This is a genomic window from uncultured Meiothermus sp., from assembly GCF_937863175.1.
Lineage (GTDB): Bacteria > Deinococcota > Deinococci > Deinococcales > Thermaceae > Meiothermus.
On the sequence record NZ_CALMCQ010000473.1, the window covers coordinates 1 to 12,884 of the forward strand.

12 protein-coding genes and 1 pseudogene are annotated in these 12,884 nt (G+C 61.1%); 8 read left to right on the plus strand and 5 right to left on the minus strand.

The genetic code is table 11. The features are described 5' to 3' along the window. From Q0288_RS17485 to Q0288_RS17505, 5 genes are all read left to right on the plus strand, one after another. The coding region (locus Q0288_RS17485) for an SDR family oxidoreductase (protein WP_299433543.1) at window positions 1-392 on the plus strand (392 nt) is incomplete at its 5' end. Further along, the gene (locus tag Q0288_RS17490; protein WP_299433546.1) at window positions 389-871 is read left to right on the plus strand and encodes a GNAT family N-acetyltransferase; all 483 of its coding nucleotides are present in this window, start codon (window positions 389-391) and stop codon (window positions 869-871) included. The genes Q0288_RS17485 and Q0288_RS17490, both read left to right, overlap by 4 nt. A 39-nt stretch (window positions 872-910) precedes the next feature. Next, window positions 911-2,254, plus strand: a complete 1,344-nt coding sequence (locus tag Q0288_RS17495; protein WP_299433574.1) for a phenylacetate--CoA ligase family protein — start codon at window positions 911-913, stop codon at window positions 2,252-2,254. A gap of 202 nt (window positions 2,255-2,456) precedes the next feature. Continuing rightward, the gene (locus tag Q0288_RS17500; RefSeq protein WP_299433549.1) at window positions 2,457-2,891 is read left to right on the plus strand and encodes a thioesterase family protein; all 435 of its coding nucleotides are present in this window, start codon (window positions 2,457-2,459) and stop codon (window positions 2,889-2,891) included. A gap of 47 nt (window positions 2,892-2,938) precedes the next feature. Next, window positions 2,939-3,547 carry an LON peptidase substrate-binding domain-containing protein gene (locus tag Q0288_RS17505; RefSeq protein ID WP_299433552.1) on the plus strand — a complete coding sequence of 203 codons (609 nt, stop codon included), beginning with the start codon at window positions 2,939-2,941 and terminating at the stop codon, window positions 3,545-3,547. A 79-nt stretch (window positions 3,548-3,626) separates the two neighbouring features. On the opposite strand, the gene Q0288_RS17510 is transcribed toward Q0288_RS17505, so the two are convergent. From Q0288_RS17510 to Q0288_RS17525, 4 genes are all read right to left on the minus strand, one after another. After that, window positions 3,627-4,586 carry a VWA domain-containing protein gene (locus Q0288_RS17510; protein WP_299433555.1) on the minus strand — a complete coding sequence of 320 codons (960 nt, stop codon included), beginning with the start codon at window positions 4,584-4,586 and terminating at the stop codon, window positions 3,627-3,629. A gap of 72 nt (window positions 4,587-4,658) precedes the next feature. Further along, window positions 4,659-5,720 carry a VWA domain-containing protein gene (locus tag Q0288_RS17515; protein ID WP_299433558.1) on the minus strand — a complete coding sequence of 354 codons (1,062 nt, stop codon included), beginning with the start codon at window positions 5,718-5,720 and terminating at the stop codon, window positions 4,659-4,661. Further along, complete coding sequence (locus Q0288_RS17520) at window positions 5,717-6,823, minus strand: DUF58 domain-containing protein (RefSeq protein ID WP_299433560.1); 1,107 nt, start codon at window positions 6,821-6,823, stop codon at window positions 5,717-5,719. Before Q0288_RS17520 ends, Q0288_RS17515 begins: the two co-directional genes overlap by 4 nt. A 132-nt stretch (window positions 6,824-6,955) precedes the next feature. Continuing rightward, window positions 6,956-8,011 carry a MoxR family ATPase gene (locus Q0288_RS17525; RefSeq protein ID WP_299433563.1) on the minus strand — a complete coding sequence of 352 codons (1,056 nt, stop codon included), beginning with the start codon at window positions 8,009-8,011 and terminating at the stop codon, window positions 6,956-6,958. A gap of 220 nt (window positions 8,012-8,231) precedes the next feature. On the opposite strand from Q0288_RS17525, the gene Q0288_RS17530 reads away from it, so the two are divergent. Together Q0288_RS17530 and Q0288_RS17535 are read left to right on the plus strand one after the other, a co-directional pair. After that, window positions 8,232-8,507, plus strand: a complete 276-nt coding sequence (locus tag Q0288_RS17530; protein WP_299433566.1) for a hypothetical protein — start codon at window positions 8,232-8,234, stop codon at window positions 8,505-8,507. A gap of 260 nt (window positions 8,508-8,767) precedes the next feature. After that, window positions 8,768-10,387, plus strand: a complete 1,620-nt coding sequence (locus Q0288_RS17535; protein ID WP_299433569.1) for a D-aminoacylase — start codon at window positions 8,768-8,770, stop codon at window positions 10,385-10,387. Between the two features lie 221 nt (window positions 10,388-10,608). Here the strand turns inward: Q0288_RS17535 and Q0288_RS17540 are convergent, their stop codons facing one another. After that, on the minus strand, window positions 10,609-11,481 hold the full coding sequence (locus tag Q0288_RS17540; protein ID WP_299433571.1) for an NAD(P)-dependent oxidoreductase: 873 nt from the start codon (window positions 11,479-11,481) through the stop codon (window positions 10,609-10,611). A 333-nt stretch (window positions 11,482-11,814) separates the two neighbouring features. Here Q0288_RS17540 and Q0288_RS17545 point away from each other — a divergent pair. Beyond that, window positions 11,815-12,884: pseudogene (locus Q0288_RS17545) on the plus strand (hypothetical protein); the annotation flags it as partial.

Here is a 12,884-nt window from a genome sequence, read left to right on the forward strand (position 1 = left end):
GCGTCGCCGCCAGGGGGATGAAACTGCGGGGCTATGGCAAGATTCTCAACCTGGCCTCGGTGGCCGGGCTGGCTGGAAGCCCCACCGAGATAATGGATGCCAGCGCCTACTCGGCCTCCAAAGGGGGGGTGATCGCACTCACCCGCGACCTGGCAGTGAAATGGGGGCGGTATGGCATCCGGGTCAATGCCCTGGCGCCGGGGTTTTTCCCCACCCGCATGACGGAGAAATTACTGCCGCGTATGGAGCAGCTGGTGCGCGAACGAACCCCTCTGGGGCGCATCGGTAAAACCGGGGAACTGGCTGCCGCCGCCCTGTATCTGTGTAGCCCCGCCTCGGACTATGTGACCGGACAGGTGCTAGCGGTGGATGGGGGGATGACGGCCTTATGAGCGAAACCTTCCCTTTGCCAGATGGCCACGGGGTTATTCGTCGCGCCACCAGAGCCGACCTGGTCGAGATTGTCCGGCTCCTGGCCGACGACCCGCTGGGGCAGACTCGAGAAGCCCTCACCGACCCCCTGCCGGAGAGCTACCATCGGGCTTTCGAGGCCATTGAGGCTGATCCCAACCAGTTCCTGGCGGTGGTGGAGCTTGAAGGACGCATCGTCGGCACCTTTCAGCTTGGCTTTATTCCGGGTCTGTCTTACCGTGGGGCCTGGCAGGCCCAGCTCGAGGCCGTGCGAATTGACCATGCCTTGCGTAACCGGGGTCTGGGTAAAAATATGATGCTCTGGGTCATCCAGCAAGCCCGGCAGCGAGGTTGCTTGTATTTGCAGCTTACTTCCAGTAAAACCCGCACCGCCGCGCTACGTTTTTACCAGCGCCTGGGCTTTATCTCGAGCCACGAAGGGATGAAGCTCAAGCTCTAGGCAGAGCAAGCCATAAGCGTTTCAGAGGTATCTATGCCGATGTTTCAACCCGAACTCGAGACCCTCCCGCGCAACAAGCTTACGGAGTTGCAGAACCAGCGCTTGCGCGAGCAAGTCGCATATGTCTACGAGCGCGTGCCTTTTTACAAACAAGCGCTCGACGAAAAAGGGCTCAGGCCCGGCGATATTCGGGGCGTGGAGGATTTACACAAACTCCCCTTCACCAAAAAGCAAAACCTGCGCGAGACCTATCCCCTTGGCTTATTCGCCGTTCCCAGAGAGCAACTAGCCCGCATCCACGCTTCCTCGGGTACCACCGGAAAGCCCACGGTAGTGGGTTATACCCAGGGCGACCTGGAAATTTTTGCCGAAGTGGTGGCCCGCTCGCTGGCCGCTGCGGGTGGCAAGCCCGGCATGATGCTCCACAACGCCTACGGCTACGGACTGTTTACGGGTGGGCTGGGCCTGCATGGGGGCGCCGAGAAACTGGGCATGATCGTGGTGCCCATTTCCGGCGGCATGACCGACCGGCAGATCATGCTGATCCAGGACCTCAAACCGGAGATGATTTCCTGCACGCCTTCGTATGGGCAAACCCTGGCCGAGGAGTTCAAGAAACGAGGTGTGAACCCCAGTGAAATCAGTCTGAAGTATGCCATCCTGGGTGCAGAACCCTGGACTGAAGCCATTCGTAAGAGCGTGGATGAAGGGTTGGGGGTTCGGGCTACCAACATCTATGGTCTCTCGGAAATCATGGGGCCGGGGGTTTCCAACGAGGATGTGAACGAGCGCGAGGGGCTCTCCTACATCTGGGAAGACCACTTCTACCCCGAGATCGTAGACCCCGAAACCGGCAATCCGCTGCCCGAAGGCGAGGTGGGGGTGCTGGTCTTTACCACCCTGACCAAGAAGGCCCTGCCCCTCCTGCGTTACTGGACCGGAGACCTCACCTTTATTACCCGCCAACCGGGTGCCTCCGGGCGCACCCATGCCCGCATGGCCCAGATCCGGGGCCGCACCGACGACATGCTGATCGTGCGGGGGGTGAACCTCTACCCCACCCAGATCGAGGCGGTACTCAGGGGAATTCCCGAGGTGGCCCCGCACTACCAGATCGTGCTGACCCGCGAGGGCCCTATGGATGAGGTAGAGTTGAAGCTCGAGGTCTCCGAGCCCTTCTTCCGCGAGGTGGGACAACAACTGCTCTCCGATGCCGTCGTGGAGGCCGACCATCGCCTGGCCCATCTACGCGAGAAGGTTGCCAAAAAAATTAAGGACAATGTGGGCGTCTCGGTGCAGGTCTCGCTCATCAACCCCGGCAGCGCCCCCCGCAGCGAGGGTGGTAAGCTCAAGCGGGTGGCGGATTTGCGCAAAATGGGCTGATAGCTAATAGCGGATAACCCGTGAGGTTTTTTAGCTATCAGCCATTAGCTATCGGCTATCCGCAATTACTTTTGAAACCCACCCCTACAGGCTACCAGGACACTATCGAGTTTGCAGAGGCTAATAAGTTGATAGCATATAGCCTATAGCAATTGAGTTTTTGGCTATTAGCCATTAGCTATCGACTATCAGCCACTACCTTATGAAACCCATCCCCATCGGCTACCAGGCCACCTTCGAGACGGTCGTCACCGACGAGATGACCGTGGACTTCGAGCACCCCGACGACCCCCAGCTAGGCAAGCTGCACCCGGTATACGCCACCTACTGGATGGCCAAACACATGGAACTGGCTGGCCGCAAAATCATCCTGCCCTTTCTGGAAGAGGACGACGAGGGCATCGGCTCCAGGGTCAGCGTGGATCACCGGGCCTCGGCTTTGCCTGGGATGAAGGTACGCATTGTGTCCGAACACACCCACACCCAGGGCAACCGTATCTACGCCAGGTGCACCGCCTGGAACGAGTTGGGCGACCTGATCGGAGAGGGCCAGACCGAACAGGTGATCCTGCCCAGGGCCAAGCTCCTGCGAATTTTCGAGAAACTGGAAGAGCGCTGGCAGCAACACCGAAAGTAACTCGTGGTGGCTTTGGCAAACCTGTCCACACCCCTTAACCTGATACTGTGAGACGCTTGCCCCTTTTTCCCTTGCCCGAGACCGTGGTATTTCCAGGGTTGCTTATTCCGCTGTTTATTTTTGAGGAGCGTTACAAGCAGATGGTGCGGGACTTGCTGGCCCAGAGCGAAGACCAGCGCCGTTTTGTGATTACCCTGGCTACCGGGGCGGGCATCCGCGAGGTGGGGGGGTACGTGGACTTGCTGGCAGCCTCGGAAAACCCCGATGGCACCTTCAACATCGTCTGCCGGGGGGGTGAGCGCTGCCAGATCGAGGGGGTGGGGGTTTTTGAGAAAAATCTGTATCAGACCACCCTCGATGCGCCCTTTCCTCTGGAGCGCACCGCCCGCAGTGAGGAGATTGTGGCGGCCTGGGATGCCATGGAGGCTTTTCGGGGCTATGTGGCCGGGGTAGCCGACCCACAAGCCCTGGAAGAAGCCATTGCCAACCTGCCCGACGACCCGCTCTACCAGGCTTCATTTTTGTGCGTGAACCTGCGGATTTCCGCCGAGGACCGCCAGGCCTTGCTCGAGGCCCCCTCGCTGGTGGGGAGGCTCGAGCTAGCACAGACCCTCATGCGCCAGGGCTCGATCTCGAGCGCCATTGCGGAGGCCTGATCGCGTGTTCGACAAACGCTCGCCAGGACGGGCTGTGCGGCCTACTCGGAGCAGGCTTTTGTGGGAGGCCGCTGTGCAGCTACACCACCCTGCGCCGGAACTGGGCAACTCCTAGACTGAGCATCAGCAGTGTACCCGCCAGCAGGGAAAAAGCAGCCGTGGCCTCGTCCTGGCGGATGCGCCACGTCATCTGGCGGGTCAGGTTGCGGTAGGCTTCCGTCAGCCTGCCCGCCGAGTCTACATAGAAGTAATTTCCCTCGCCCACCCTGGCAATCTCCTTAAGGGTCGCTTCGTCAAACTGCGCTGCCAGCGAATACTGCTCGGGCAAACCCGGCACCAGGCCCTCCGTGGTTCGGCCAATTCCAATCGCGTGAACCCGAATTTGCAGGCGGGCTGCCTCGTGGGCTGCCTCGATGGGGTCTACCCCGGCCAGACTACGGCCATCGGTCAACAAAATGATGGTAGCCAGGCTTTTGGGGTCTGGGACTCCGGCCCGTTCGGAGAGGGGGGGCAGTGCGGTAATGCTTTCCAGGATGGCATCTCCGATGGCGGTGCCCAGATTGAGCTCCAGAAAGTCCACCGCTTCTAACAAGCGCCCTCGGTCGGTGGTAAGGGGTACCACCAGTTGGGAATCGCGGGAAAACGTGACCAGGGCCACCCGGGTGCCTTCCGGCAACTCGCGGATGAAGGAACGCAGGGCCGCTCTGGCAGCCTCGAAGCGGCTGGGCTGCACGTCGGTGGCCTGCATCGAGCGGCTGATATCCACCGCCAGCACCACAGCCGCCCTGGGGTCGGCCTGCAGCACCGGAAGGGTGGGCCTGGCCAGGGCAAAAACCGCCACCACCAGCGCCAGCAAGTACAGCCCCGCGGATAGATGCTGCCGCCAGTTTCGGGTTTTCCTCGAGGCCCGCGCCAGCATCGCTACATCTGGATGTAAAACCACCGACTCGGCAGGCGGACGCAGACTCTGCCGGTACAGCCAGATCAGCAGGGGAATCAGCAGCAGTAATCCTAGCGCCCAGGGCCACAAAAACATCATTTATACCACCTGTCCAAACCAACCCACCTGTGGATCCGTTGACCGAAGCTGCTACCAACCACCCGACCACCTCTACGGCACCCGGCGCTGCCAGCGCAGGCTCAGGCCCGCAGCCAGTATCATGAGCGCAGCAGCCAGGGCAGAAAGCAGTGAGGAAATTTCGGTCTTGGTGCCTTCCCAGCGAATCACCGTGCCCAGCTCTCTGGCAATCGCCCGTAGCGAGTCCTCGGTAGGTGGGAAGGTGTTCTTCCCCCCCGTGGCCTGGGCCAGGAGCTCGAGGTTTCTTGGCTCGAAGGGGATGAAATAGTTCCGCCCATCAATCTGAGCCACCGCGCCCCCCTCCTGACCCATCGGGAAGGTGTAGAGCTTAACATGGTGATCCCTGGCAAAACGGGCCGCGATCTCGAGGGTGTTGCGGGTGGGCAGCCCAGGGTTGTTGCTCACATTGGAAGCCCCATCCGACAGGATCACCACGCTACCCGGCGGCAGGTCTTCCCGGGACTGGGTCTGGGGTACAGGCAGGTCGGGCACCCCTTGCAAGGGGTCGGGCTGCTGCAGGCCAGGCGGCTGTAACTCGGCTGGGGATGTGAGGTTTCTGCGCCCCGGCAACATCCGCACCCCGGTGACGATGGCTGTGGAAATTGAGGTGTTTTGCGCGGGTTTAAGGCGGTCAATGGCCTCGAGGAGTTTCTGCCGGTCGGAGGTGGGCATCACCAGGGCCGAGGCTGAGTCGGAAAAACTGACCAGTCCGATCTGGGTAGTGGGCGGAGCCAGCTCGATAAACTTACGCGCCGTGGCTTTGGCAGCTTCCAGGCGGCTGGGATTGAGGTCGGGTGCCAGCATGGATCGCGACGTGTCCATCGCCAAAACGATAGCGGCCTTGTTGGTGGGCAAAGGCGGGCTGGCAACGGGGCGGGCTGCGGAGAAGAGCAGTAAGAACAAGGCCAGCAATTGCAGCGCCAGGGGCCAGCGTACATGGGCTTTGGGGGGCTGGCGTACCACCGCCCCCAGCAAGTGAGCATCGGCAAAAGCCTCGGCGGTGCGCTCCCGCCGGCGCGCCGTCCATACCAGCAGGCCGACGAACAGTGGAATCAGAAGCAACAGCCACAAGAAAACAGGCCAGGTGAAGCTCATCGCCGCCCCCTTCTGCGCAAGGTAAATTTTAGGAGCGGTTCCACGATTTCCTGGGCGGTAGAGAGGGACAACACATCCACCTGGGCCGCCCGCAGGGTGCGCTCGAGCATGGTTTCACGCGCCTGCACCAGCGCAGCATGGGCACGGCGCACCCCAGGATCACTGGTATCAATCCATATCTCCTCACCGCTCTCGGGGTCGCGCATGCGCAGTTCACCGGCTTTGGGGAGTTCTTTTTCGGCAGGGTCGAAAATGCGTACCGCTACCAGATCGTGGCGGTAGGCCAGCCGCCTCAGACCCTGCGCCCAGAGGGGCTCTTGCTCGAGGTCAGGGCTCTGAAAGTCGGAGACCACAAATACCAGGGCCCGGCGCCTGAGGGTTCTGGCAATGTGTTCCAGCGCTTGCTCGAGCGAAGACGAGGCCATCTCACTGGGCAATGCACCATCCCGCGACTCATGGGGGGTTCGCGCCCTGCGGGCCTCGAGCGAACCCTGGGGAGCAGCACCTTGCTGCTTGTTAAGGGTGTGGGGCTTTGTGCGTGTGGTGGGAATGACCGCTGCCTTGTGCAGAGCCATCAGCCCGTAGAGTTCGTGCAAAATTCGCAGGGCCTGCCGGCGGCCTGTGCCCGGAGGAACCACCCGCATGCCGGCTTCCGAAAAGCCAATTACGCCCACCTTGTCGCCGTGGCGAGCCACGATGGCCGCCGTTGTGCCAACGAATTCCAGGGCCTCTTCGTGCTTGAGAACCCGCCGGGTACCAAACCGCATCGAAGCCGATAGATCCACCACCAGCCAGACCGTTACTTCCTTCTCTTCGCGGTACTGCCGGATGTGGATTTTGCCGGTGCGGGCCGTCACGTTCCAGTCAATGCGGCGTACCTCGTCACCTGGTTGGTACTCCCGCACCTCGGCCAGATCCAGGCTGGGGCCATAGAAAAAGCCGGTGTAATCGCCAAATAAAAAACCATCCAGACGCTTCAAGACCCTGAACTCGAGCTTACGCAACAACTCTGCGGGCAGTTCGCGCTGGCGGGGCATCGCAGGGCTGGGCTCGGCCTGCAGGGGCCCTTCAATTTTGTTTTTAGTGAACCGCCGAAACAGCATAGGCCTCCTGTGGGTCGCCTGTCGCAGGGCTGAGCACGAGCCAGAGTTCATATGCTAAGGTGCACCCCGGTAGAATCCAGGCATAACTTCTCACGATCATTTGCGTACTGGGCACAATTTCCCCTGAACCACTCAGGCCGAGGGGTTCTCCGAGACCGCCGGTCGGGTATCGCGGTAAGGATCGCCAATGTGCACCCTGGGCAAAGGGGTTGAGGCAATGATCTTGCTCACCACGTCCTCGAGTTTCACCTCATCGGCCAGGGCCTCGTAGGAAAGGATGATGCGGTGGCGCAAGACCTCAGGCGCCAGGTCGCGCACATCTTCGGGCAGCGCATACTCACGACCCCGCACAATAGCCAGCGCTTTGGCTCCCAGAATCAGGTTGACACTGGCGCGAGGGCTACCCCCAAAGCTGATGTATTTTTTCAGGCTGGCCAGCCCCACCTCGCCAGGGTCGCGGGTCGCACGGGCCAGCCGAACCGCGTACTCGGTCACCGCCTGGTGCACGTGTACCTGGTCGGCCATACCTTGCAGGCGGCGCAGTTCGTCACCGGTGAGCACCTCGACCACCCGCTCGAACTGGGTCGAAACCCGATCCACCACGGTCATTTCCTCGTAGAAGGCAGGGTAGTCAATCCAGACCTTGAACATGAAGCGGTCTACCTGGGCTTCCGGCAGGAAGTAGGTGCCTTCCGACTCGATGGGATTTTGTGTAGCCAGCACTAAAAAGGGGTCGGGCAACTTAAAAGTCTCGTGGCCGATGGTGACCTGGCGCTCCTGCATGGCCTCGAGCAGGGCTGACTGGATTTTGGCCGGAGCCCGGTTGATCTCGTCCGCTAGAATCAGGCTGGCAAAAACAGGCCCGAGTTCGACCTCAAAGCTGGCTTCTTTGGGGTTGTAGATGCGGGTACCCACCAGGTCGGCAGGCACCAGATCGGGGGTGAACTGGATACGCTTGAAGCTGGCCCCGATGGCCTCGGCCATGGTTTTGATGGCCAGGGTTTTCGCCAGTCCCGGCACACCCTCAATCAAGATGTGGCCCCGTGCCAGCAGCGCCACCACCATGCGCTCCAGCATCAAATCCTGTCCGACAATCACCTTCTTAACTTCCAGCAAAAGGGTGCGTAGCCTGGCGGCAGCATCCATGACGGCCTGGGGCTCGAGGGAGGGTTTTTGCGCTTCACTCATAACAACCTCACGGGGAGAAACGGGACAGGATGCAATTAGACTTCCGGTTCGGTCAGATGGTTCGATCGGGACTGCTCTCCTGGGGTGGGGGCACCGGAGCAGGCGCGGGTGGAGAGGGAGGAATCGGCAGGGAGGGCGTACTGGGATCCAGCGGGATTAGCTCTGGGGAGCCTCCGGGCATCCCCGGCCCTGGCTGGGGCCCCCCAGGCCCTGGCATGGGTTGTCCTGGCTGGTCAAAGCGGAACAACTGGCCATCCTGATAAATCAGGATGGGGCATTCCTGCCCTTGTCCCTCCTGGGGTTGGGACGGCCCAGCCCCAGGCCCCTGGCCGGGGCCTGGCTGCAAAGGGATCAGCTCACGGGGATCGGGCGCAGGGAGGAGTGGCTGCTGCTGATCAAACTGAACGGGTTGAAGCTTAACTGCCCGCTGAGCCTCAACGACCCCACCCTGCTCGGGCAGTGCAGACAGGCGGCCCAGTACAAAACCCATGCCTAATAAAACGGTCACGCCCAAACCCACGCCCAGGGGTCTGAGCAGCCGACCCGTCTTGACCTGTTCCATGCTTTACTTTATGACGCAATACTGGGTTCAATCTGAGAATGTTCCACTTTTCCCTCGGGTTCGCTCTCATTTCGTAGATAATTAGCGATCTACCTGCCAGCAGCATCACCTTGAAAACACCCTACCTGCGAGGCTTCGCCCTGGATACCGTCTATGTGAAGTCGGTTTTGTCCATACCGCGATAGGCTAGAAACATGCCCTATGATCTCTTGATTCGAGGAGCCCGAGTGGTAGATGGCAGTGGCAACCCCTGGTTTTATGGCGACGTGGCTATACAGCAAGATCGCATCGCCGCCATTCGCCCAGCGGGGGAGTTACCGGCCTCGAGCGCAAAAAGAACCATCGAAGCAACCGGGCTGGTACTGGCACCAGGGTTTATAGATATCCTCTCTCACTCCATCACCCCCCTTATGCGCGATGGCCGCTGCCTGTCTAAAATTACCCAGGGTGTGACCACCGAGATCATGGGTGAAGCCTGGACGCCCGCCCCCTGTGGCGGGGAGATCGCACACCGCCCGCTGGCGCCGTATGTTCCAGCTGAATGGAATCAGAAAATACAGGGCTGGAGAAGCTTCGGGGACTGGCTGGATGCTCTGCGGCAGCAAGGTGTTTCACCCAATACTGGCGCCTTCCTGGGCGGAGGCACTTTGCGCGAATATGCCTGTGGGATGCGCATGGGTAAAGCCAACGCCGACGAACTGCAAACCCTGCGCCAGGTGATGCGCGAGGCCATGCGGGATGGAGCCTTTGGGGTCTCCTATGCGCTCATCTACCCCCCCGACGACTATGCCGATACCGATGAGATTGTGGAAGTCTGCAAGGTGGTTGCGGAATACGGCGGGATTTACATCACCCACCTGCGTTCTGAAAGTGACCGGCTGCTAGAAGCCCTCGACGAAGCGCTGGAGATTGGGCAGCGAGCCCGCCTGCCGGTGCAGATATACCACCTCAAAGCCAGCCGCCCAGAAAACTGGCCCAAGATGGCTCAGGCCATCGAGCGTATCAACCAGGCCAGGGCCGCTGGGCAGGACGTGACCGCCGATGTGTACCCCTACACCGCCAGCGGCACCGGCTTGAATGCCATGCTGCCCAACTGGGTGTTCGAGGGAGGCAACGTATACGAGCAACTGCGCAACCCGGCCATCCGCGCGCGCATTCGCAAAGAATTGCTCGGCCCCAATCCAATGGTGGACACCCGCTCGAGGGCCGAACAGGTGATGCCGGTCGGTTTTCAAAAACCCGACAACCAGGTTTACGTGGGCAAGCGGCTGAGCGAAATTGCCCAGATGCGAGGGCAGGACTGGCTCGAGTGCGTCTTTGATCTACTGGTCTCCGAGCAGCAGCGCATCGGCACCATCTACTTCACCATGAGCGAGGACAACCTGCGGCTCCAGTACGCCCAGCCCTGGACCATGGTCTCTACCGACGCCGGGGGATTCGACCCCACCTGGGCCAGGGCCTTTGGGCCGGTGCACCCCAGGGCCTATGGCAGCTACCCCAGAGTACTGGGCAGGTACGTGCGCCAAGAGGGCTGGCTGACCCTGGAAGAGGCCATCCGCAAAATGACCTCGCTCCCTGCCAACCGGCTGGGTCTGCTTGACCGGGGCCGCATCCAGATCGGGGCCTGGGCCGATCTGGTATTGTTCGACCCCCAGACCATTGCCGACCATGCTACTTTCGAAGAGCCGCACCTGCTTTCCACCGGCGTCGTGCAGGTCTGGGTGAATGGGCAGCAGGTTATCCAGAACGGCCACCATACCGGAGCCACCCCCGGTCAGATTGTGCGCGGCCCCGGCTATCGCACCAAACCATAAGGTCGTTGACCTCCGCAAACAGTAACACTCCCGCCCGGCTTATGGGATCCACCTTCGGGCCCGCTAAAAGCCACCCCCATCGCTCACCGTAGCGAGCGTCTCTCTCAGTAGCTCGGAGTAGATTCAGGACGCGTAGCAGTCGAGCATTTAACCCAGCGTTTCGCCAGACTGCTACGAACCCGAACGGCGCCTCGAGGCCACCCTTTGCGCAAAAGTTGGTGTTACTTGATTTCAACCCCGGCCCACTTCTCCAGCAATTGCGCCACCGCCGTGTGATCTACCTCGGCAGAGCCTACTTCGCGCCGGGCAATCTCGAAGAACTCGCGCAGTTGGCGCAACATCGGCGCGGGGGTTCCAGCCGCCTCGAGCACCTTCACACAGATCCCCACATCCTTGGCCAGCAGACCCAGTGCAAAGGTATTGGGGAACTGGCGCGAAACCACCCTTTGACCAAACAGATTCTCGCTCACATTCGAACGCCCCGACGAAGCATTGATGACCTCGAGGGCCAGCCCCGCATCCACCCCTTGCTGAACCAGCGCCACCATGCCCTCGCTCAGCGCCCACAGGTTGACGGCCAGCAGGGCGTTGTTGACGGCCTTGACCGCATGGCCCGAACCCAGCGGCCCCACATGCACCATCCTGGCGGCATAGGCTTCCATGACGGGCCTGGCCCTGGCAAAGTCGGCCTCCGAGCCCCCGGCCATCACCGTGGCCCTGGCCTGGATAGCCCCCGCCACCCCCCCCGACAAGCAAGCATCGAGGTACGAAACCCCTTTTTCTTGCAGCAAATGGGCGGTTTGTCTGGCTCGTTCTGGTTCTCCCGAGGTGTGATCCACCCAGAGCGTGCCGGGGCGCAAGAAGGGTAGTAGCCTGCGGGCCAGCTCGTCCACCTCCTGGGAGGTGGGCAGGCAGGTGAACAGCATCCCGGCCTCGGCCACCTCGGGTAGCTCGACGGCCCTCGAGCCAAACTCCTTTGCATGGGCCAGGGCCCTGGCAAAAGTGCGGTTCCAGACCAGGGTCTCGTATTTTTTGGCCAGATGCCCGGCCATCGGATAACCCATCGCCCCAAGCCCAATAAACATAGTTTTCATGGTTGCTCCTCGCATCGCCCAATCATAAACTTGCCCTGCTGCTCTCTCCCCAACGCCGAAAAAAGTTGGTATCGGCCTGGGATCTGCATAACCTGGCCTGTTAAAGCTCCTGGTGTTACTCGCTCAAGACCTTAACGACACGGTTTTTCGCTTGTCCAGTAGGGAATATACGGAATAACGGCCCAGTTCACGAAAATAACCTCGTAAAGGACAAAAGTACATCTATCCTGAAGCTACCCTCGCCCTTGGGAGACGGGCGTTTTCCCGCAGTACCTGGGGTGATCTGTACCGTCTCTCAGTCTACTTGGGTGAAAAGCCAGGAGGGCAGCACACATGCACATACGGTCGGTAAAATTTGGCGGGCTGGCGGTCTTGTTGGCATTAATGGCGACAGGATGTCCACAATTCACACCTCAGCCACCCGTCACCCTCGAGTCTCCTCGCAATATTATGGCCTATGCCCTCTCCCCCAACCAGGTGCGCCTGGTCTGGCAACCCGCTGACACGGCCACTGCTTCCACCCGTTATGAAGTGGAGCGTACGGTAGCGGGCGAGGCTCGCTTTCAAAACGTCAACGCCGGCGTGAGCGCGACCTCCTTCGAAGACGGTAGTATTCCCGCAGGCGCTCGAACCTACACCTACCGGGTGCGCGCCGTCTCGGCCTCAGGGCAGAGCGCGTGGGTCGAGTCCAACCCGGTGCCGGTTCCCGCACCCTGTGCCAGCGATGCTGCCGCTGCCTCCCAGATTGGTTGTTTTGGGCCGGTTCGAACCAACTGGCCACTGGTGAACACTTTTTCCGCGCTGTTGCCCAACGGCAAGGTGATTGGCTGGTATGCCTCGGACGATGACGGCAAATACCGCGAGCGCACTGACGTACACAACACCTCCCCCCGCACCAACCCCGCCCCTGGCGACGAGGATGGCTCCTTCATCACCATCTGGAACCCGGCCAACGATACCTTTCAGGATGCCAGCTTTGGCAACCGCAAAAGCATGGGGGTGACGGGTGAGAGCCGGGGCACCGACCTGTTCTGTGCGGGCTATGTCGTCTTGAGCGATGGCAGCTTTTTCACGGCCGGGGGTGGGGTGGGCCTGGAGTGGGGCAGCATCCGCACCAATATCTACGACCCCCGCACCAACACCTGGACCAAAGGCCCCGACACCCGCGCCCCCGACATGTGGCGCGACCGCTGGTATCCCACCCTGACCCGGCTGCCCGATGGCCGCATCCTGATCACCGGGGGAACCGCCCAGCCCGACCCGGGCTTTGTTGATGGGTCGCCCAGCACTCCAGACAACCCCTGCCGCACCCCCAGCGGGGTCTGTCCTCCGGGCCTCGAGCGGGGCGTACCGGGCGGTCTATCGGTCGGGATTGGCACCCAAAATGCCAACCAGACCGCCCA